At 40.5% G+C, this 19,366-nt stretch carries 28 protein-coding genes; 26 read left to right on the top strand and 2 right to left on the bottom strand.

All coding sequences use genetic code 11. The features are described from left to right. Positions 1-10 precede the first annotated feature (10 nt). The gene (locus EC604_RS01615) at positions 11-211 is read right to left on the bottom strand and encodes a helix-turn-helix transcriptional regulator (protein ID WP_240036641.1); all 201 of its coding nucleotides are present in this window, start codon (positions 209-211) and stop codon (positions 11-13) included. A 194-nt stretch (positions 212-405) separates the two neighbouring features. Here EC604_RS01615 and EC604_RS29820 point away from each other — a divergent pair, with 194 nt between their 5' ends. The 14 genes from EC604_RS29820 to EC604_RS01550 all read left to right on the top strand — a co-directional run bounded on the left by EC604_RS29820 (position 406) and on the right by EC604_RS01550 (position 7,279). Continuing rightward, positions 406-582, top strand: coding sequence for a hypothetical protein (locus tag EC604_RS29820; protein ID WP_161556832.1), 177 nt, complete (start codon positions 406-408; stop codon positions 580-582). 13 nt (positions 583-595) lie between these two features. Further along, complete coding sequence (locus tag EC604_RS30090; protein WP_192895041.1) at positions 596-766, top strand: hypothetical protein; 171 nt, start codon at positions 596-598, stop codon at positions 764-766. A 71-nt stretch (positions 767-837) separates the two neighbouring features. Then, positions 838-1,503, top strand: coding sequence for an HNH endonuclease (locus tag EC604_RS01610; protein ID WP_123062455.1), 666 nt, complete (start codon positions 838-840; stop codon positions 1,501-1,503). A gap of 262 nt (positions 1,504-1,765) precedes the next feature. Further along, the gene (locus EC604_RS01605) at positions 1,766-2,746 is read left to right on the top strand and encodes a DNA cytosine methyltransferase (RefSeq protein ID WP_123062454.1); all 981 of its coding nucleotides are present in this window, start codon (positions 1,766-1,768) and stop codon (positions 2,744-2,746) included. Positions 2,747-2,811: 65 nt separating this feature from the next. Further along, a complete protein-coding gene (locus EC604_RS30340) occupies positions 2,812-3,414 on the top strand; it encodes a hypothetical protein (RefSeq protein WP_240036603.1) in 603 nt (200 codons plus the stop codon). Between the two features lie 25 nt (positions 3,415-3,439). Continuing rightward, the gene (locus EC604_RS01595) at positions 3,440-3,724 is read left to right on the top strand and encodes a hypothetical protein (RefSeq protein ID WP_123062453.1); all 285 of its coding nucleotides are present in this window, start codon (positions 3,440-3,442) and stop codon (positions 3,722-3,724) included. A 30-nt stretch (positions 3,725-3,754) separates the two neighbouring features. Then, on the top strand, positions 3,755-4,075 hold the full coding sequence (locus EC604_RS01590) for a hypothetical protein (protein ID WP_123062452.1): 321 nt from the start codon (positions 3,755-3,757) through the stop codon (positions 4,073-4,075). A 16-nt stretch (positions 4,076-4,091) separates the two neighbouring features. Then, complete coding sequence (locus EC604_RS01585) at positions 4,092-4,589, top strand: hypothetical protein (RefSeq protein ID WP_123062451.1); 498 nt, start codon at positions 4,092-4,094, stop codon at positions 4,587-4,589. Further along, the gene (locus EC604_RS01580) at positions 4,528-4,797 is read left to right on the top strand and encodes a hypothetical protein (RefSeq protein ID WP_161556831.1); all 270 of its coding nucleotides are present in this window, start codon (positions 4,528-4,530) and stop codon (positions 4,795-4,797) included. The genes EC604_RS01585 and EC604_RS01580 overlap by 62 nt, the downstream gene beginning before the upstream one ends. A gap of 37 nt (positions 4,798-4,834) precedes the next feature. Next, on the top strand, positions 4,835-5,356 hold the full coding sequence (locus EC604_RS01570) for a DUF3797 domain-containing protein (protein ID WP_240036602.1): 522 nt from the start codon (positions 4,835-4,837) through the stop codon (positions 5,354-5,356). 24 nt (positions 5,357-5,380) lie between these two features. Continuing rightward, on the top strand, positions 5,381-5,740 hold the full coding sequence (locus EC604_RS01565) for a hypothetical protein (protein ID WP_123062449.1): 360 nt from the start codon (positions 5,381-5,383) through the stop codon (positions 5,738-5,740). 96 nt (positions 5,741-5,836) lie between these two features. After that, positions 5,837-6,244, top strand: coding sequence for a YopX family protein (locus EC604_RS01560; protein WP_123062448.1), 408 nt, complete (start codon positions 5,837-5,839; stop codon positions 6,242-6,244). After that, the gene (locus EC604_RS01555) at positions 6,231-6,599 is read left to right on the top strand and encodes a YopX family protein (protein ID WP_123062447.1); all 369 of its coding nucleotides are present in this window, start codon (positions 6,231-6,233) and stop codon (positions 6,597-6,599) included. The genes EC604_RS01560 and EC604_RS01555 overlap by 14 nt, the downstream gene beginning before the upstream one ends. Positions 6,600-6,643: 44 nt before the next feature. Beyond that, positions 6,644-7,279 (top strand): hypothetical protein, encoded by a 636-nt coding sequence (locus EC604_RS01550; RefSeq protein ID WP_123062446.1) that lies wholly within the window; start codon positions 6,644-6,646, stop codon positions 7,277-7,279. A 53-nt stretch (positions 7,280-7,332) separates the two neighbouring features. Here the strand turns inward: EC604_RS01550 and EC604_RS01545 are convergent, their stop codons facing one another. Continuing rightward, positions 7,333-7,959 (bottom strand): hypothetical protein, encoded by a 627-nt coding sequence (locus tag EC604_RS01545; protein WP_123062445.1) that lies wholly within the window; start codon positions 7,957-7,959, stop codon positions 7,333-7,335. A 313-nt stretch (positions 7,960-8,272) separates the two neighbouring features. Here EC604_RS01545 and EC604_RS01540 point away from each other — a divergent pair, with 313 nt between their 5' ends. The 12 genes from EC604_RS01540 (at position 8,273) to EC604_RS01495 (ending at position 19,353) form a co-directional block, all read left to right on the top strand. Next, on the top strand, positions 8,273-8,833 hold the full coding sequence (locus EC604_RS01540; protein ID WP_123062444.1) for a tyrosine-type recombinase/integrase: 561 nt from the start codon (positions 8,273-8,275) through the stop codon (positions 8,831-8,833). A 260-nt stretch (positions 8,834-9,093) separates the two neighbouring features. After that, complete coding sequence (terS, locus tag EC604_RS01535) at positions 9,094-9,837, top strand: phage terminase small subunit (RefSeq protein WP_240036601.1); 744 nt, start codon at positions 9,094-9,096, stop codon at positions 9,835-9,837. Next, positions 9,830-11,284, top strand: coding sequence for a DEAD/DEAH box helicase family protein (locus EC604_RS01530; RefSeq protein ID WP_123062443.1), 1,455 nt, complete (start codon positions 9,830-9,832; stop codon positions 11,282-11,284). Before terS ends, EC604_RS01530 begins: the two co-directional genes overlap by 8 nt. A gap of 18 nt (positions 11,285-11,302) precedes the next feature. Beyond that, entirely contained in the window at positions 11,303-11,440 is a 138-nt protein-coding gene (locus EC604_RS29815; protein WP_161556830.1) for a hypothetical protein, read from the top strand. Positions 11,441-11,612: 172 nt separating this feature from the next. Beyond that, positions 11,613-12,386, top strand: coding sequence for a hypothetical protein (locus tag EC604_RS01525; RefSeq protein ID WP_123062442.1), 774 nt, complete (start codon positions 11,613-11,615; stop codon positions 12,384-12,386). Between the two features lie 629 nt (positions 12,387-13,015). Then, positions 13,016-13,429 carry a DUF3908 family protein gene (locus EC604_RS01520; RefSeq protein WP_161556829.1) on the top strand — a complete coding sequence of 138 codons (414 nt, stop codon included), beginning with the start codon at positions 13,016-13,018 and terminating at the stop codon, positions 13,427-13,429. A 223-nt stretch (positions 13,430-13,652) separates the two neighbouring features. Continuing rightward, a complete protein-coding gene (locus EC604_RS01515; RefSeq protein WP_123062440.1) occupies positions 13,653-14,543 on the top strand; it encodes a restriction endonuclease in 891 nt (296 codons plus the stop codon). A 295-nt stretch (positions 14,544-14,838) separates the two neighbouring features. Then, positions 14,839-15,450, top strand: a complete 612-nt coding sequence (locus EC604_RS01510) for a restriction endonuclease (RefSeq protein ID WP_123062439.1) — start codon at positions 14,839-14,841, stop codon at positions 15,448-15,450. Between the two features lie 325 nt (positions 15,451-15,775). Next, positions 15,776-16,408, top strand: coding sequence for a DUF4760 domain-containing protein (locus EC604_RS01505; protein ID WP_123062438.1), 633 nt, complete (start codon positions 15,776-15,778; stop codon positions 16,406-16,408). Between the two features lie 15 nt (positions 16,409-16,423). After that, positions 16,424-16,555, top strand: a complete 132-nt coding sequence (locus tag EC604_RS30775; protein WP_275670004.1) for a hypothetical protein — start codon at positions 16,424-16,426, stop codon at positions 16,553-16,555. Positions 16,556-16,714: 159 nt separating this feature from the next. Then, the gene (locus tag EC604_RS01500) at positions 16,715-17,692 is read left to right on the top strand and encodes a S8 family peptidase (protein WP_123062437.1); all 978 of its coding nucleotides are present in this window, start codon (positions 16,715-16,717) and stop codon (positions 17,690-17,692) included. Between the two features lie 203 nt (positions 17,693-17,895). Further along, positions 17,896-19,353, top strand: coding sequence for a hypothetical protein (locus EC604_RS01495; RefSeq protein ID WP_123062436.1), 1,458 nt, complete (start codon positions 17,896-17,898; stop codon positions 19,351-19,353). Positions 19,354-19,366 lie beyond the last annotated feature (13 nt).

The raw sequence follows: 19,366 nt of genomic DNA, 5'->3' as shown, positions 1-19,366 counted from the left end.
GGAATTGTAATTATTCCTCTTGCTCCTCAACAACAAATAACTCTTCAATTGTGATACCTAAACTTCTTGAAATTAAGAACAGATGTACAGCTTCATGACGAGCATTTCTATCAAATCTGCTAATCGTTCCTTGAGGAATGCCAGTAGATTCAGATAGTTGGGTCTGAGTAAGACCTCGCACTCTTAGAATGTTAGTTAAATTCGGAGTCACCTTCAAGAAAATCACCTCTCAGACGAAGTATACGATATCGTATATTTTTTATCAAGATTTATTGACTCGATATTCGATATCGTATAATATAAAAACATAAGTATTATACGATATGCGATAAAGAATAGTAACGAAGGAAAATTTTCCTTACCACTCAGGGTCCTGTATCTATTTAAATTTGGGAGGTGTAATTTGTGACAGAAGCTGAGAAAGATGAATTCGCCACAGCTTTATCTGAAAGGTACGCCGAAATAAAACAAAGCAGCTCCTCTGAAAAACTGCTAAACACTTGGGATGAGGTTATCAACGATCTACCATCGGATATTAAAGCTAAATTCGATGAGAGAAATTCACAGCTTCAATACTCATGAAGGAGATTATGCCATGAACACGATCAATTTAAACAACCTTAACGACCAGCCTATTGAAGTTCAACAGGCAGTTGCATTCTATGTTGGATACACAGTCAACGGTGTGCAAGCAACCGCCGAGCAAAGACAGGCACATTATGAAATTTTGGAGCAAGTTGGACTATTGGAACCGCTAAATCCGTAGTGGGTGTGAAGTGAATTAGGTTCAAAATATAAGCATAAGAACAGGGAAAACGAAGGAAAGGTGATGAAGAAATGGCCCATCAAACATTCTGGAAACCAGAGAAAAAAGCGAAGGAAAAGAAGTTAAGTAGCTTCGGACGCAACAAGAAAGAAAAGAAACCTGTTCCAGAGTGGAAGAAGGACATTTTATCTCACCACCAATCCCGACCAGGCTCCAAGGAGCGCGGCGATTTTCCAAAAGAAGTTATAGCGGAACTGATTGAAGAATCAAACGGAATTTGTGAATGCTGCAAGATTGTTGAGGCAACAACTACTCACCATGTATATCCGAGAGGAAGAAAAGGACGCGGAGTTAAAACGAATGGACTTCGACTTTGCTGGCCTTGTCATGATCGGATACAAACAAACGAAGAACTTCTTCAGTTCTGGATTTCAGCCTTCCGCGATAAATACGGGGACCGATTCTGGTTTGACGAGCAAGATTGGAACGAGTATCACCAGAAGCAAGAAGCTCAACGCAAAGTGGATCAGGAAAAACAAAGTCGTCAGGAATCTTTGAACCCGGTAAAAGAACTTATTTCATCGGCAGCGGGCCGTTCTTTGAAAGCAAAAGAGGTTCATCTTCTTGAAATGATGGACGCGAAGCAGATAGCGGTCTTTGAAGCGTTGATTAACGATATTGTTCGTATTGAAGAGAAGCATCAAGTCCCGTTTGGATACGGTCATTTCGATGATTAAAATTTATTTGTTTCTTATAACAACGATTAGGAGTGATTTTATTGAAAGGGGATGAAATCAACAGAGATCCATTTTTCTCGGAAATCCCTTGGGAAATAATCACGGATGAACGGGGGAAGGTGATTGGAGAAGTTTATACATTACTCTCATTCCCTCAATCAGAAAAGCGTACACAAGGGATCGTAAAACGAAAACGAAAGCAGAAGAACTATAGATAAATATTCAGTAGGGGATCATCCCCAGGAAGGGAGTACAGACACACATGATCAAGATACTCGAACTGTTCGGTGGAATCGGCGCACCACGAAAAGCCTTAATCAATCTCGGTGTCGAACATAAGTCGATTGATTATGTGGAGTGGAACGAGAAGGCCGTTCGAACTTATAACGCAATGTTCGACCATCGTTATAAACCTGAGTCGGTAGTAGGTTACAGTTTGCAACCAGACATTCTAGTGCATGGATCGCCTTGCCAGGATTTCAGTATCGGAGGCAAGCAATACGGAGGGAACGTTGAGGATGGAACAAGAAGCTCCCTTATGTTTGAAACTCTCAAGATTATTGAAAATCTAGGTGCTTGGAAACCGAAAGTGGTCATCTGGGAAAACGTCAAAAACGTATTGTCTAAAAATATGGTAACGGCATTTAATCACTATCTGAGTGATATGGAGAAACTGGGTTACACGAATTCATATGAAGTATTAGATGCCCGGGATTTCGGTATTCCCCAAGCTAGAGAAAGATTGTTCAATATCTCGTTGCTAGATAATCAATATTTCGATTTCGCTAAGCTGAAGAAGCGACCAATGAAGCCCATAACAGATCTGTTGGAATCGGATGTTGACGAAAAGTATGTTGTTACTCAGCCAAGCATGGTTCGGAAGCTTCCAGGCAAGCCGGTAGTGAGTGGCAGTTTTGGAGGACGGATGTTGGAAGAAATCAAAGAATTCGCTTATACGGTAACTACAAAGCAAATGAGATGCCCAAATAGTGGAGTTGTCAAAATGCAAGATGGTCAATACCGCTATCTCACGGAGCGAGAGTGCTTTAGGCTAATGGGTTTTGACGATCAGGATTTTGAAGCTGCTTTAAGGGAACACCCATCAAAAGAAGGTTGCTTGAACGGTACTCTATATCACCAATCAGGCAACAGCATAGTGGTGAGTGTACTGGAAGCCATCTTTGAAGTGTTGCTTGTAAAAGATTTCGTAGCGCCGCCAGAAAAGCAGTTAGTTCTATTTTGAGGGATACCAAAGAGGAAGGGGCATAGCCTCTTCCCACCACATACCACATAAAGGAGCAAATGAACATGGAAGCAATGAACATATATGAATTCTCTTACTCTGCTGACCAATTTGACGAAGTATTCAAAACTATACAAATTGCACCGACACCGGGCAAGGCCAAAAGCGCAGAGTTCAGATCGTTCAGTGACTATGATCCAGACGTCAAATATTTGGATTTTCTCAAAGTAGTGAAAATGCGTAAGATCGGTCAGTCTACGCCAAGAAAAAACGAAGCGCCTTATCCGGGACAGGACAGAATTGATCTAATTAATGATCTGATAAGAGTGATCGGGAGGTCAGGACGGAAATTCTTGTACAGCAAGGATCATAACAGGTTTGCTTCATTTCACTGGGCAGACGGGAAACTGTGGCTCATAGACGACTACACGGCTAGACCTTTGCTTATGGACAAGGATGTTCGAGGGCAACATTGGCATTTCTCGCACGGAGGAACGTTGTGGGGCCTTATGTGCGACTTCAGGGATTATATCTTGGGTGACGATGATCCGAACCACAACAACGGATACGGCGGCCTGTACAGCCCACACTGGGGCTATCCAGAAGAGGACATGGAACTGATTCGTACTTATGCGATTGCAATTGGATATCTAAAACCAAGGGTATAGGCCCACCAAAGGAGAGATAACACACATGGCAAAGGAAATTTTGTGGAGCGAAGATCAAGAATATGCTTATGGTCGTAAGGGCGAATTCGCCAGTAAAGAAGATTTTATTCAAACGGTAAAAGAGGAACATGAAGATTTGACGACCGAAAAGTGCAGTGTGGTTGATGTAAAAACACATGTCGGATTGTATACGGACAGAACGTTGGAAGCTGAAAGGGTTGTTCTTCTGGAGTATACCAATATCCAGATGGAGAACTGGTATGTCGGACGAATTGAAGAAGTAGAAGACATTGAAGAGGAAGAGGATTGAGGCTACGGCCTCTTACCAAGGAGGGATAATATGGATTACGCAAAGTTCGCGGAAGACCTGAAAGCCGCTAACAAGGCCGCACAGGAAGCGACAGAAGGCATGGAAGACGGAGGAACAGCGAACCTGGACAAAGTGTTCCTGACCATGCCACGAGCACATGAGGCTAAGGTTTTGGAAGCTATCAGAAACGCTGGACTGTATTGCAGAGCAAAGCGGCGTTGGATCGGTGACGGATATATGCTGACGGTCAGCAAGGGGCAGGGAGACGTAAATACAAAGGCTGTGACGGTGTTTGTAGCTGAAATGGAACGCAGAGGTTATGACGTGCTTGCGTATCGCCAAATGGATTAGGGGAGGAAGAACAGTCATGAGTGAACCAACATTTAATCAAAATCCATATTTCACGAATGAACAACTTGAAGTCATGAGCAAAGATTACAGGACGATCCTGGTCGATGAAGAAGGTCGGTCATATGAGCCTGAATATAACAGCATGGTAGTACGTTCAGACGTTCTTAAACTGGTATCAGATGTACGGCAAGCAAGACGAAAGCAGTATGAAGTTGAGTTCGAACGTGATCGGCTCCGCAAGGAGCTTGAAAAGGCACGTAAGATAACCTTCCCACGACAGCCGGGCGGCGAAGGTGGATGGGAGATAGACTGCAAATTCTTGGATCGGGTTGATGATGTCATGATTTCAAATGATACGGAATATCCGGCAGATACCGAGACTATAGAAGCTGTTTTACTTGCTCTGGAGACCGTTTTGGGTCAGGAAGGAGAGGGGAACCAAAATGAGCAACATGGGATTTGGAATGTGGTACGACGGTGGCAATCCGTCCTGTTATGTAGCTCCGAAATCTGATTATAAATCTCCAGAAGATTTCAAAGAGGAATGTATCGCTGAGGCAGATGGATATTACGAGGTTGGCCCTGTGCGTGAAAGGCATGCAAGATGGTTTCCGGTGGCGCCGGAAGGGATTGACATAGACGGTGGGTGCTATGCGTTTTGTTCAGCCGGACGAGGATCGTTCGCCGTTTGGGTTGCTGATGTAAAAGAGATTGAGGAATGAGGTCCTTTGGGCCTCTCCCTACTAAGGAGGATATAACATGAATTTATCCGATTCGCTGGTACTGATGGAAAAATACGCTCAATGCCCTAAATGCAAGAGTGATAAGGTTGGCAACGGTGCAGGAACGCTTGAAGTTGAAGACGACACATTTAAAAGAACATGCAAATGTGGCTGGGCTGTATTGGTGAAAAAAGGTTTGGTTAGGGAGGATATAACGATGATTGAAAAAGCCCTGCAAGTATTCCCGAAATCATACGTATATCGTAACGAAGAACTCATTTTGGAGCCGCGGAACAATGTCTATTTTCGCTTGGTCGATGTAGAAACGGAAATAGACTTCAAATGCAAGATGTTCGCTTGGGTGTCCCGTCCTATCGCCAAGAGTTTGAATAAATATTGGGCACCGCGAGTTCTGAAGAGTTTCAACACTCTGATGGATACCAACTTCACCAAAAGTGATATGTACTTGATATACGATCGTCTGGGCAATGACGTAAACCGAAAGCTGACGATTCGGTTCATTGAATCCGGCTATGACATGGAACTGCTGAAACGTTAATTTTGGACTTAGGAGGGATAGACGATGTACGCAGATTTTGTTTGGCAGTGTCCAAGTTGCAAAAAGAACAACCACGAACGGTATGCCGACGAACATAGATTCTATAAATGTGAAGGTTGCGGCAAGCAATCTACTATTTCCTTCTCAATAGAAGTTGATGATGTTGAACTATATGAAGAACAGAAGCAAGTTGAAAACCTCTTGAACTTAAAAATTAGCAAGGATCAAGGAAACACATGGGATGAAATTAGAATCAACCCACGCGATACAAACCCTGAAACGTCACCATTGAAACCAGACGACCTATTAATGACTCAAAACGGAAATGTTTTCAAAGTTATTTTAGATTCGAGAAGTAGAATCAGTACAACAAAAGTATCTTAAACGGCCGATAGGCCATCGAGTCGAACGAATAAACCCAGTGAATACGGGGGCCGTATCAGGTGTTGGTCGGTCTCCCCAAATAGGAGGATATACAAGATGCGTGAGATTAAATTTGCAGCATGGTTGACCGATCACGGCAAGATGAGTCGAGCAGTCACTATCAGAGAGTTAATTGAGATGGGTCCCAATTCTTTCAACGGAAACGTGAAGTGGTTGCAATACACAGGCTTCCATGACGATACACACGATCAAGTTGAAGTGTTCGAAGGAGACGTAGTGCAATTTGAGTATGAGGGCGAAGGACACACTTGTGAAGTGAAGTACGAGGGCAGCGGATTCATGTTTGTCGCTGATTCTTTACCAGACGGATACCTTTGGGCATCGGAACTGATTGAATTTGACGGTTCATACTGCTGGGCAGAAGGGGTCATGGTGGTCGGAAATGTGAATGCTGATCGTGGGTTGGCTCCCAAGGAAGGAGCGGATAAGCATGAGCCTGTATGAGTTTGGAGCGAGATATTGGGACGCTGAAACCAAAGAGATGTCATATCACTTCAAAGAGTATGGTTGGTTACAGGTGTGTAGACAATCACCTGATGTAGTGTTGATGCTTAAATCCGGGGTCAAAGACAGCAAAGGTAACGACTACTACGATGGTGACATCGTTAAAGTGAACAAGCTTACTTTTGAGAGTAGCGGCCCATTGCCTGAAAATCTGGTCGTAAGGTTATACGGAGGTATGTTCCAGTTATTCAGAGGCAAGGAACCATTGATGGGCTTGCATTTGGGATATATAGCAGACGGAGAAGTGATTGGCAACATATACGAAAACCCTGAACTTTTGGATAGAGCGGGATAAACGAGATAAGGAAAATTTTCCTGATCTTCTGGAGGAGGTAACATATGAATAACGATAATGTAGTTGTAGTGGTTAACAGGGAAGATTTCGAAGATACGAATAAGATTATTCAACTCAACTTTTTTTCTGATGTGGATGAAGTAGATATCCGCAAGACGAAATGGCTCCTCGGAAAATATGTAGACATGATAGACATCATAAAAAACTATGAATTTTCGCTTCAGCAGCTCGAAAACGGGATGTCGGCATACGAGTTATTGTCTGCGGAGGGATCGGTTGCTAAACGTGAATCTGGTCATGAATTAACTGCCGATGTCACAGCAAACGCGGTAATCATGAAGGACAAGCGGCATGCCAACTACAAACTTTACCTAGCTATATCCAACAATGTCCGATTCGCAATAAACAACCTTAGAGATCCGCACGAAGGAGTGGCAGCAAGATTACTGTTTCTAGAAGGCAAAAAATACTTGAAAGCACAGGAGTATATGGAAAAAGGATATCGCAAGGATGTTCCTGGTATAGCAGCGACTACATTTGCAGATAAGAGGCGCAGGGCTATTGCTAACATTGCGAACAGTTTAAAATTTAATCGAACATTGGATTTTGTAACAATAGATTACGGTCGAGGTAGGAATGACGAAGGAGAAATAGGTCTTATATTATTAAGCGCAGATTGAATTAAAAGAACGCTACCAGTACTTTTGGTAGCGTTTTGTTAAGTAATTTTGAATTATTTCCTTTGTTTATCTATATGTTGGACTTGAGCGACCTTCTTTTCACCTAATCCCAAATTGAATTCCTGCTTCATACGGTTAAACTCAATATCGCAATATGTAACCTCTAACTTAATTGTCCTGTTAGCATATTTAGGATTCAAATGAGCGGTCCAAATTGAATCAGCTTCTTCATTTTGATCAAAAGCTTTTACTTCGATTTCTTTATTTTGTCCAGGCGTTAAACTTATTATTTCTTCTAACTTGTATTCTAAGCTTAATTCTGGAGAGAGTTTTGCTGGTGGAAAGTTTATATTGAGTGCTGTACCGTTCCCGATGTTTGTGACAGTTAATATGAAAGTTGACCCTCTCTTTTCTTTTTTCGGTTCAATAGTCAACAAAGGTTGTATATTACGAGCGTAATCTTTTCGTTGTAGCTCATTTGTTTGTGCTTGGAGGTATAAAGTATAACTAACTCCCACTAGAGCTGCTCCAGAGAAGAGAGTGTTTAATATTCCAAAGGTATCGCCTAGTGTTCCGCTTGTTCCCCAGTCAGGAACAAAGAACAAAACTGTCATTAGAAATCCAAAGTATATGACTACTACAACAGAAATAAGTTTAAAAATATTATTGAAAGGTTTCATATAGTTACGTACCCCTCTAACTTTTTGATTATATTCTACAAATATAGCAGTAAATGCGCAATAAAAGGATGTTATCTTAAATCCATATAATAACGTAAATAAAAGGTCGCTCTTAGGAGCGGCCTTTTTGTATTGGAGGGAAGAATATGGATGGACATTTTTACAGCAGAAATGAACCGGCTATTCCGAGGATTTCGGACAAGCAACCAGAGAAATGTCGTGGCTGTTGTTTGGGAACCTGGACAGGGGTTGTCCAAATGTGTATTATGCCGCGCTGCTGGAAGAAGAAAGAGCCTGAGAAGGTGGTTGAATAATGAAGAAGGTTCAACCGATCCGTGATGAACGTGTTATAGATGGCATGAAACATTACTTCTGGATTAGGAGTATACGAAACTATTTGTTTTTCTGTATAGGAATATATAGCGGCCTACGAGTATCAGACTTATGCAGACTAAGAGTAATCGATGTAAAGGGAACACACGTCAACTTGGTTGAACAGAAAAACAAACACGCTAAAAAATTTATTATACATCCGAGTATAAGACAGGATCTGGACAGATACATTGCAGAGATGAAGGATACGGATTTTCTATTCCCGAGCAGACAAATAAAAACGGTCAGCAGAATGAGACATCAACCTATTGATCGAACAACAGCCTACCGCTTTCTAAACGCTGCAGCTAAAGAATTTGGGTTAAAGGAAATCGGCTGTCACACATTGCGTAAAACGTGGGCTTATCGCCTATACATGGATGATCCAGAGAATTTAGCGTTACTAATGGAGATGTTCGGACATATCGATCCGAGAGAGACTTTGGACTATATTGGGTTGACTCAAGACATGATGGACAGAGCAATTCTGAGATTAAGATAAAATGAGTGAAACATAATCAGTCATTTATTGCACTCATCTGATTGAGATAGAGACATTAGATGAAGCAATCCATTATTTTATGCCTAAAATGAGTGAAACAGAATTACCTTTATGTTTCAGTCAAATTACATTATTTAGTGAATATTAAACAACAACGAAGACTCCGATTCTCGCGCAGGCTTGTTTTCAATCGTAACGTTTGACCAACTTTGACTTTAAACGTGAATTCCAACTCGAATAATTATTGGTGGTGAAAAATTTTGGATAAAGAGAAGGGGAAGAACCAGAAAAATCCTCTGAAAACTAAAGCATTGAAAATGTGGCTTGATAGTGGAAAGTCAATGAAGTTGAAGGATATTGCACTGAAATTAGGCGTTAGCGATGGAACCGTAAGAAAGTGGAAGTCAGTCGAAAAGTGGGAAAGCGATCCGAAAAAACGAACTCGTGGTGGACAGAAGGGAAATAAGAATGCAAAGGGAAACAAAGGGGGAAAGGGCGGTCCACCAGGCAACCAAAAAGCAGTGACTCACGGAATGTTCCGCAAGTTTGAACCCCAAGATCCTGAATATCTTGAACTCATTGATATCGTGCAACAGATGGACCCAATAGATATGATCTGGGAAAACATTAAGCGCGGATTTGGTAAGATTATTTGGGCGCAACGTATTTTCTTTGTAAAAGATAAGGAAGACATGACTAAGGAATTGAAGCGCGAGAAGCCTGGAGAATATGGTGACGAGTTCGAGTGGGAAATTCAATTCGCTTGGGACAAGTATGCTAGCTTCATCAAAGCAGAAGCAACAGTTATGAGGGAAATCAGGGGAGCGATTAAGCAATTCCTTCTAATCGCAGATGAAGACGACAAACGCCGTTTGGAACTTCAGCAGATACAGGCTCGGGTAGATAAGACGAGACTTGAAATTGAGAAGTTGAAGAATGGCGATGGAGATACAGAAGATGATCTGATTGAAGATTGGGTTAAGGCGGTGGAGTCAGGTGAGTAAAGAGTCTCCACAAACTAAACGAAGATTTGCTGCATTCAAAAAGCGCATTCCCGAGTACCGGAAGAACCCGGTACTTTTTTGCGTGGAGCTGTTAAAATTTACTCCTGATGAGTGGCAAGCAGAAGTATTAATGGACATCGCTGGAAACCCGCGAGTGTCTGTAAGATCTGGTCAAGGTGTAGGGAAAACAGGGCTTGAAGCGGCGGTAGCACTTTGGTTTCTCTCGTGCTTCCCATTTCCAAAGGTGATATGTACAGCTCCGACACGCCAACAACTTCACGATGTCTTATGGGCTGAGATAAGCAAATGGCAAGAGAAAAGTCCTTTACTAAAACGGATACTCAAGTGGACTAAAACGAAGATTTATATGCGGAATTACGAAGAACGGTGGTTTGCTACGGCCCGGACAGCCACGAAGCCTGAGAATATGCAGGGTTTCCATGAAGACTATATGTTGTTCATTGTGGACGAAGCTTCAGGGGTTGAGGATCGAATCATGGAAGCGATCCTGGGTACACTCTCAGGTGAATTCAATAAGTTGCTCATGTGTGGAAACCCAACTCGGACAAGCGGTGTCTTTTATGATTCTCACAACAGGGACCGGGCAGATTACAACACGCACAAAGTCTCCTGTCTGAACAGTCCTCGGACAAGCAAAGAGAATATAGCTATGCTTGAACGTAAATACGGAAAGGGATCTGATGTATGGCGTGTTCGGGTTGAAGGAGAGTTCCCACGAGGGGAATCCGAAACATTTATTGCGTTGGAAGTGGCTGAATTCGCTGCCAAGGAAGTAAATCTTTCTCCAGTCGGTGATATCTTGACGATTGGCTGTGACGTTGCCCGTTTTGGTGACGATGAGACGTCAATTTACGCAGGGATAGGGCCGGTAACAATTGGACAGCATCATCATTTCAAGAAAGATACTATGGTCACTGCTGGCTGGGTGTTGAATTTGATAAGAGAGTTGTTGCCACAATACCCGGAAGTCGTTCATACGAGAATCAGAATAGATGATACCGGCGTGGGTGGTGGAGTGACGGATAGGCTGAACGAGGTCATTGTTGAAGAAGGGCTGGCTTATGAAGTCATCCCGATAAACAACGGTTCATCCTCATTGGATGAGCATTACGGAAATTTAGGCGCAGAGATGTGGGCATCCGTTAAAGCACAATTGGAGCAGAATCTGAGCAATTACATGAATGGTGATCTTACTGTTTTACAATTACCTGACGATGATGTACTTCTGTCACAATTGACCACAAGAAAATGGTCTATGACCAGTAAGGGGAAAATACTACTTGAGAGCAAGAAGGATATGAAAAAGCGTGGTCTTAAGTCACCTGATAGAGCGGACGCTTATGTTCTCGCCTTCGGTGAATATTTGATGGGAACCCCTCAGTCTATTATGCTTCCAACAATAGGAAGTGTAGCAGTGAAAAGGTGAAGAAGGATGTTCCACATTTTGCCTGATTCCAACGTCAGAGAGTATTACTTTTCGAAAAAATTGGCTCAAATCATGAATATGCTTGAAGAGCAAATGATACGTCAGTTGCAGTTTGGAAGGTACAAGGAAGCTTTCATTGACCGGATCGGCCAGTAGAGGAAGAAGAAACAAAACAGCCAAGGAAAATTTCCTCAAGGCATTAAAAGTTAATTAATTACATTAAATTTAATATTTAGTAATACTAAAGTTCTATATATTTCCAATTATAATTGGTGTATCCTATATTTAGGAGTGGCCGCACCTAATAATAAATTTTGGAGGTTATAGGATGAAGAAGCGAATTTTGATTCCTTTCGTAATGTCTTTATTATTTTGCTTGCCTTTTTACGCCGGTGCTGAAGAAGTAATTGATACTTCAGGCTTGTCAAATAACGATGTTAAAGTAGTAAAGGCATTCCGGGCAACTAATAATGTCTTAGAGGAAATATCTATTGAAGAGTTTAACAAAATTGAAGGTGAAGCTAAGCAATTTAACGCCTTAGATCTAGCAAAAATTGATCTTTTGAAAAGTGCCCAATTCTATGAAAATAACTCAATTATTTTACCAATGGACGCTACTTACACAACAGTGTATAAATACAATGAGTCGGGATATATTTATAATGTTCCATTGCCTTTATTGAACAAAAGAATATCAGTACCAGTTTATAATGAATCGAAGACAAAGACTGCCAAAAGAACTATTACATTCTCAGCCTCACGTTCCTATAGTACTAGTTACTCTATTAACGTTAATGGAAAAATTAAAGCAATCACTGCTGGTATTACTGGAGGTTCAAGTTGGACTAATACTTATTCTGGTAGTGATTCAGTAGCTCAAGATATTCCACCACTGAATTATTCTTGGATGGATTATTATCCAATAGTTAACAACTCGTATGGTTATATGAACGAAAAAGTTTATGTTAATACTCAATCAGGTACCGTTTTGGCAAGCGAAAAGAACACTTTTACTGATATTTTTATACCTAGAAAAATGGATAGTGGGCTTCCTGATGGATTGTATGTTGTAAAAGAGAGTCTTAAGGCACCAACTTATTGACTGTGTTGTGCTGATTTAAAAATTAAATATTGTGTTAACCTTACTGTGTTCAAAAATATAGAAATAGTTCTTTACTTAATAGTTTCTCAAGCATAAGAAAATAATAAGGCAAATTAAAGAGAACCGCTTCCCGCTGGTTCTCTTTAATTTTAAAAAGAATTTATAAAGTGAATTTCATATGAAATATTATTCAAAAATATATTTGATGATATTGATTATTTTTAAAATGATACATTTTGGGGTGGTGGTTCAACCGATCAGAGATGTGAATCAAATCAAGCTACTTGATTACTGAGTAACGATGACTGAACAGCAGAGGTTGCTATTCTTGTTTTTATAAACCAATTAAACGAACGAATCGAAGATGCTGTCATCGCTGTAACCAGTTCCTCAAAGGCGAACAAAAAAGACTTTAGCTAGAATGTGAGAGCGGATTCAAAAGTTCATGTAGTATTACGACGAACCATCTTTGAAAACAAAGCCGTTACGGATACGTGATCTGCCTAGAATACCAGCAATGCGACATCAAGTATTTAATCGTAAGCAGACTCTCCAACTAGCGTGAAATCATTGTTAAAAGAGGAATGTTCTCCTTTCCTGTCGAAGTATGGTGTGGAGAGGGGAGTTGGGTGAAAATTAATAGTTATCAGGATTTCAAAAGAGAAATGGCTACCATATCATATGGTGGATTTACGAAGATTTTATCCAATATCAAAAAATACATTACCGATGATGAAGTGAGAGCATTTTATCCCAAAAATTACTTTACAGATAGTGCAGAAGTTGAGTTTTTTATATTCACGGATAGAAGTATTATACGTTTCAGGCAAAATGCAAAAGCATCTGATGTAATGTACTGCAAAGATTTTCAAGTTGAAACGCTAAGAATTATTAAGTCTAATTCCCGCCAAGAAGAGATTCAACTTGAAATAAAACTCAGATCCGGGGAAAATTTTTTCTTTGATTCTAAAACAGATTCAAATCATGAGTGGGTTGATTCTTATGCGAAGTACATTGAAAATATCTTCATTATGTTAAAATAGGCACCCATCGTGGTGCTTTTTCTTTGCTCTCATACGACGTAATGTGATCGGTTGTAAGGTTGTTTAGTGTAACGTCTGTTTAGGAAGAAGTCAGAAACGAGCGGTGAACAGCGCGGGTGCATATAATGGTTGCCCAACTCAACACAAATATCACTGTTGACCATCGCCATTTATTATCTGATACTGGAACGATATGCATGGAATAATGGGAGGCGATTAAACGGTGGGAAAGGGTAAACAAGGAACTGCATTTGAGGTTGCTGTGATGGATATTCAAAAATTGATTGATCCCAATTCAAATGTTAGTCACGATGAGAAAATAATTGATAAGTACGGCCATCCTCGTCAGTTTGATGTTGTTATTAGAGGGGAATTAGGTGGCCGAAAACTTCTTGGGGTGATTGAGTGTAAGGATTGGAAAGCGAAAGTCGATCTTCCTGTCGTTGATGCTTTCATTACAAAGATGAGAGATATCAACGCGAACTTTGGGATGATCTTCTCTAATTCTGGTTTTACTAGAACTGCCATAGAAAAGTGTGCAAAGAATGATATAGGAGTAAAGTCTCTTCTCCAGAACGATAATCTGGTTACAAAAGTTAAAATAAAGTATCACGTGTATTTGAAGTGTTATGACTGGAGAGGTTTTAAAGTTAGAATTTTTGGTTCTGGTCCAGTAAACTGGGATCCGGAAAATACCATTAATGATATGTTTATAGGTGAACAGAATCTATTAGAATGGTTCCAGTATCATTTAGATTCAATGCCTTATTTGGATGTTGAGGGGCCGTATGAAAAGGAAGTGGAATTTAGTTTTCCTCAAGTCATTCAAGTACGAGGACATTCAGTGGTTGTTCAACGAATAGTTTTTATGGCAACAAGGGTTATGCAATTAAGGCACACCGATACTGATATTAAAGGTAACGGAGTCTTTGATTGGAACGAAAACTCAATGTCATTTCCTGAGAACTGGATGATTGATATGAAAGTACCCGATGATCCAAGTCAATGGGAAGAATACAACGGTCCAATCCGAGAAGGGTTTGATATTAGATTTGGGGTAACAGCACTTCAATATAGTAAAGAACACCCTCCTCTTAATATTGAAAAATTATAACTAGCTTTTAATTTTGAGGTCCAACAATGCGATCAGCAAGTAAACAGAGAAGATCGCTGTAAGTAAATTGAGTAACTTATATCCAGAATCAGAAATGGTTCAGTATATTGCCCGGCAGTGGATTTTATATGTGATAGAGTTGTATTTTGGAAATCGGGCGAGAATGAAACGCACAGCTACAATAGCTACATATGACTGGGACGTTCCTCTTCACGCCTTCTTAACTCATAGCAGGAAATTAGTCCCAAGTGTCGAATAGTATTTTAGTACAATTTACACGCTTGGAGGAAGAGTTATGGCAAGAAGGAAAAGTAAGGCGAAACAGGAAGAAGAGCTATTTCAAGGATTAGCTGGTATGGCAATGCTGGGAGGTATTTTAGGAACGTATTCTTTAACAAAATCTTGGCAACCTTCAATTATTGTTGGATTCGTTGGAGTCGTAGGGATTATTATTCTAATGGTTATCATTCAACAAAAACGTGCTGAGCGACTGAAGAGGTCAGGGATTACCGAAATCGATAAAATGGATGGAGTACAGTTTGAACATTATCTTGGACATCTATTTTGTTCACAAGGGTTTAAGGCGGAAGTGACAAAAGCTGCAGGTGATTATGGTGCCGATCTGGTCATTTCAAAAGATGGGAAAAGGATCGTTGTTCAAGCCAAACGTTACAAGAAAAATGTTGGGTTGAAAGCTGTACAAGAAGTTCAAGGAGCCAAGGCACATTACAGAGCAAATGGAGCATGGGTTGTTACAAATAGTAATTATACAGAACAGGCATACCAGCTTGCTAAATCAAATGGGGTAAGGTTGATCGCTCGGGATGAATTGGTTGAAATGTTGCTTGTTATGAAAGAGAAATTTTCTGCTTCAAAGAAAGCGGCAAATGCAAAGAGGACTGCCTAAGATAATAAAGAGGAAATGAGAGTGAATCATTTTTCTGCCGTTTTCGAAAGTACTTTAAGAACAAAAAAACAATATTATACATATCACAGCCAAAGTCGTTCCTTCACTGGATCGGCTTTTTTATTGGAGGTTTATATGATTAGTAGCATATGAAGGAAGAAGTAACGAATCCATCCCAACAAGCAGCCAGAGAAATGCAAAGGGTGTGTATGGGGTAGATGGGATGGAGTGAAGCAGTTCTGTAGTAGACCTGTCTGCCCAAAAGAGGTAAAATGGTTGAAGTGTTGCCCAAAATATTTTTATTACAAGGAGGAGGTGAGTTTTTGTGGCTATACTAAAAGAAATAATTGAAACTGCATATTACATAAGTGGCATTATCCTTGTGGTGGGAGTTGCCTTTGGAGCAAAACAATTAACACTTCTAAAGAAGGATCTTAATGATAGAAACAGGAGGGCAGCTGCAGAAAAGAGTATAGAGTATCTCGCATATTTTGAGAAAGAGATAGTTTCTACTGTATCAGAGTTTGGAAAAAGCTTCAGAGAAGAAGTTGCTACTCCTGCAGATGATCGTTATCTTTTTAACAAAGATTTCAGGCTAACTACAGATACTCTTACAAAAGAAATTTATGCAGAATGCATTATAAAGCAAAGATTACAGATTGTCACAGTGCTTAATCGTCTTGAGTTCTTTAGCGCCGTAATTGAAAGCAGAATTACAGATGAAGAGTTGCTCTATGTGCCCACTTCAAAACTTTTCTGTGAGTTTATTTCTTCAAATCATGTTTTCATTTCTTTGCTTAGGGACAGTGGAACCCCATACAAAAATTTAGTTTCACTTTATTTAAAATGGTCTAAAAGAATGGAAGTTGAGAAATTAAAGTTGCAAGTTGAGGAAACTCAGCATAAAATTAAAGAACAAGGTACTGATTATCACAGTTCTCCACCAATTGGTATGTAGAGGAGATGGTATCAAATGAAAGAAGAATTGATGAAAAAATCTATTGATGAATTAAAGCAGATTCTCAAAAAGGATATGGAACAAACACAAATAAAATTTCCGGTTCTAGAGTTCTATAGGATGAAGGAAAATCACGAGAGCTTATAAATCGATTCAAGAAGATAGGGCACCCATTGTGGTGCTTTTTCTTTTGCCTTTTTATGACGGAATATGAGATGTGAACTCGTAACTTGAAATATGAGGAATGAAATTTCTAAAATTTGTGAAAGATAACTCTAATTCGAATTGGATTGGGGGAAAATTATTATGAGTCGTGTTCAGCTAGCTCCCACTAAATTGCTAACTGATGAATCAAAGCCTGAACTTATTAGTGAAGAAACTCCATCAGGTGTCAAACTTATTGAGGCTCCTTATATGTGGAACTTGGGTTATAAAGGTAAGGGTGTTGTAATTGCTGTATTAGATTCTGGTTGCGATGTTAATCATCCAGATTTAAAAGGTAGAATTATTGGAGGATATAACTTCACTATTGAAGGTGAAGGGGAGCATGACTACATGGATTATCACTGGCACGGGACCCATGTGGCTGGAACCATTGCAGCAATTGAAAATCAGGAAGGTATTGTTGGAGTAGCTCCTGAAGCTAGTCTTTTAATATTGAAAGTATTAATGCGAAAAAACTGTAGTTCAACTGATGGATCAATTGGTTTTACTGAGTGGGTCACAAAAGCAATTCGTTATGCACTGTCTTGGAGAGGTCCAAGTGGTGAACGAGTAAAGATAATTTCTATGTCTATTGTGAACGAAAGTGAAGATAACACGGTTAGAGCTATGCATGAAGCAATTCAAGATGCGGTGAAACAGGATGTTTTGGTCGTTGCATGTGCAGGTAATTCGGGAGGAGATTGCGGACCGGAAAATGATGAAAAAAGTTACCCGGGATACTACTCGGAGGTTGTATCAGTTGCTTCAGTAGCACTTGATAAAACCATGCCTTGTCGATCTACAAACTCTAATATTGACTTGGTTGCGCCAGGAGAAATGATTCTTTCGACATTTCCAGGTGGAGGGACTCAAATGGCTTCTGGATGTTCAATGGCTGTCCCTCATATTTCTGGAGCAGCGGCTCTTTTGGTAAATCAATTTGAAAAAGATTTTGGAAGGAGTCCTACAGAGAGTGAATTGTATGCTCAGATAATTAAACATACCTATCCATTAGGTAATGATAAACGTGAAGAAGGAAACGGGCTTTTAATTCTGAAAGGAAGAAGTAATTCCTGTTAACATTTAAAACATATTAGAGAGGATGAGCTGATACGCTTGTCCTTTTTTTGTTGGGGGGGTGGTGATGAATGTATGGTATTGCTGAGTAAATCCGTAGTAACGTTATAGTAACTCGATGATATTATAAATCCATAGAAGTATGAAGAACTTTAGAAGGTAAGGAAACATTTCCTGCCTTCTTTTTTATGTCTGGAGGTGAAACATTGAGATGGTATCATAAAGCCATTTATTCATTTGCGAATTCGGTCCTTCCGGCTGCGGTAAAGCGGCAGATGATGGGCATTGGTAGAATGACCTCGCCAAGATCATCAAACGGATGGGACATATTCAATTGGCTCCCCAAAAAGTATCAGAGCACCCACAATATTGACTTAACTAAGCTACAAAATCATACAGCAGAAGAATTACTTGAGATCCTTATTTCTGTTCATCCAGATATATCTCATGCACTATACAACTTCTTGCGTATGGGAGATACGGCGCTTTCGTTTACAGCCAAGAAGCAGAGTGGCAGTGACGACAAAAGCGGACAGAAGGCTTTAGACTCCATCAAAAATATGCTAGACTCTCCGCTTCCTTCACCGGGTTACCTACACGGAAGATCATTGGATAAACTGGATACAATCCAGCGCATGATGATCATGGTTCGTGGAGCTTGTGCAGGAGAGGTTGTCCTAAATGATCGCTGTAATGATGTAATCGATATTATCCCAGTTGATCCTGCGACAATTTGGTTTCGGAGGGAAAACGGAACAGACAGGTTGGTTCCTTGGCAATATGTGAAGAACCCACGTCCTCGATCTGGAGAGGAATGGTTTGGTCAATATAAGAAGATCGATACACCGACCTTCATTTACGAGGAATTCGATCCGATGGTGGATGATCCGTATGGAAGAACCCCTATCCTCCCGGTCCTTCAGGCAGTGTTTTTCCATCTGCAAGTGTTACAGGATTTGAAGGCTGTTGTCCATAATCAGGGTTATCCAAGACTGGACATTTCAGTGGTTGAGGAAATACTGTTGAAAAACATGCCTAATCAGTACAAAAACAATCCTGAAGGTCAGCAGAGGTGGTTAACTGAACGCATGACCGAACTAATGGGTCATTTCAACTCCTTGAATCCAGATGATGCCATGATCCATTGGGATAGCGTAAAAGTAGAATACTTAAAAGGTGGCAACTCAGGACCGATGATTGATATCAAGAAATTGATTGATATTATTGATACTCAGATGGCAACTGGATTGAAAACGTTGCTTACCTTGCTTTCAAGGCATCAAGGTTCCACAGAAACCTATAGCTCTGTGGATACACAAATATATATCAAGTCAGTAGAGTCCGCCCGCAACGTAACCAAGCGTTTCTGGAAGCGGGCTTTTTCTATGGCTGCAAGAGTGCGTGGCGTTCAAACCTTGGTAGAAGCAGACTACGCTCCGATTGATTTACGTTCTGAAATGGAGAGAGAGCGTGATCTGAGAGCGAAGCTTAACAACTATGTACTTGCAGAAAAAGAACGTTACATCACGTCTAAGGAAGCCGCAACAGAGGCTAGATGGATCATGGGGCTTGATCCTAACATTCCGCTTGAGCTAGTTGCAGAACTGGAGAATAAACGCTCTGTTGCACAAACACAGCCTCCTGTCACTCCGCAGAATGAGTGAGTTGGCAAGTTTA

Origin of the sequence: Paenibacillus amylolyticus (assembly GCF_003719335.1) — a bacterium.
GTDB lineage: Bacteria > Bacillota > Bacilli > Paenibacillales > Paenibacillaceae > Paenibacillus > Paenibacillus amylolyticus_D.
This window is presented reverse-complemented; position numbering and strand designations above follow the sequence as displayed.

Excerpts from the sequence above, each read along its gene's own strand:
- EC604_RS01580 (WP_161556831.1), top strand. The coding sequence starts at position 4,528 with ATGGGATTTGGAATGTGGTACGACGGTGGCAATCCGTCCTGTTATGTA.
- EC604_RS01560 (WP_123062448.1), top strand. The coding sequence starts at position 5,837 with ATGCGTGAGATTAAATTTGCAGCATGGTTGACCGATCACGGCAAGATG.
- EC604_RS01585 (WP_123062451.1), top strand. The coding sequence starts at position 4,092 with ATGAGTGAACCAACATTTAATCAAAATCCATATTTCACGAATGAACAA.
- EC604_RS30090 (WP_192895041.1), top strand. The coding sequence starts at position 596 with ATGAACACGATCAATTTAAACAACCTTAACGACCAGCCTATTGAAGTT.
- EC604_RS01500 (WP_123062437.1), top strand. The coding sequence starts at position 16,715 with ATGAGTCGTGTTCAGCTAGCTCCCACTAAATTGCTAACTGATGAATCA.
- EC604_RS01565 (WP_123062449.1), top strand. The coding sequence starts at position 5,381 with ATGTACGCAGATTTTGTTTGGCAGTGTCCAAGTTGCAAAAAGAACAAC.
- EC604_RS30340 (WP_240036603.1), top strand. The coding sequence starts at position 2,812 with ATGGAAGCAATGAACATATATGAATTCTCTTACTCTGCTGACCAATTT.
- EC604_RS01525 (WP_123062442.1), top strand. The coding sequence starts at position 11,613 with ATGAAGAAGCGAATTTTGATTCCTTTCGTAATGTCTTTATTATTTTGC.
- EC604_RS01510 (WP_123062439.1), top strand. The coding sequence starts at position 14,839 with ATGGCAAGAAGGAAAAGTAAGGCGAAACAGGAAGAAGAGCTATTTCAA.
- EC604_RS01545 (WP_123062445.1), bottom strand. The coding sequence starts at position 7,959 with ATGAAACCTTTCAATAATATTTTTAAACTTATTTCTGTTGTAGTAGTC.
- EC604_RS01540 (WP_123062444.1), top strand. The coding sequence starts at position 8,273 with ATGAAGAAGGTTCAACCGATCCGTGATGAACGTGTTATAGATGGCATG.
- EC604_RS01605 (WP_123062454.1), top strand. The coding sequence starts at position 1,766 with ATGATCAAGATACTCGAACTGTTCGGTGGAATCGGCGCACCACGAAAA.
- EC604_RS01590 (WP_123062452.1), top strand. The coding sequence starts at position 3,755 with ATGGATTACGCAAAGTTCGCGGAAGACCTGAAAGCCGCTAACAAGGCC.
- EC604_RS30775 (WP_275670004.1), top strand. The coding sequence starts at position 16,424 with ATGAAAGAAGAATTGATGAAAAAATCTATTGATGAATTAAAGCAGATT.
- EC604_RS01610 (WP_123062455.1), top strand. The coding sequence starts at position 838 with ATGGCCCATCAAACATTCTGGAAACCAGAGAAAAAAGCGAAGGAAAAG.
- EC604_RS01550 (WP_123062446.1), top strand. The coding sequence starts at position 6,644 with ATGAATAACGATAATGTAGTTGTAGTGGTTAACAGGGAAGATTTCGAA.
- EC604_RS01555 (WP_123062447.1), top strand. The coding sequence starts at position 6,231 with ATGAGCCTGTATGAGTTTGGAGCGAGATATTGGGACGCTGAAACCAAA.
- EC604_RS01595 (WP_123062453.1), top strand. The coding sequence starts at position 3,440 with ATGGCAAAGGAAATTTTGTGGAGCGAAGATCAAGAATATGCTTATGGT.
- EC604_RS01570 (WP_240036602.1), top strand. The coding sequence starts at position 4,835 with ATGAATTTATCCGATTCGCTGGTACTGATGGAAAAATACGCTCAATGC.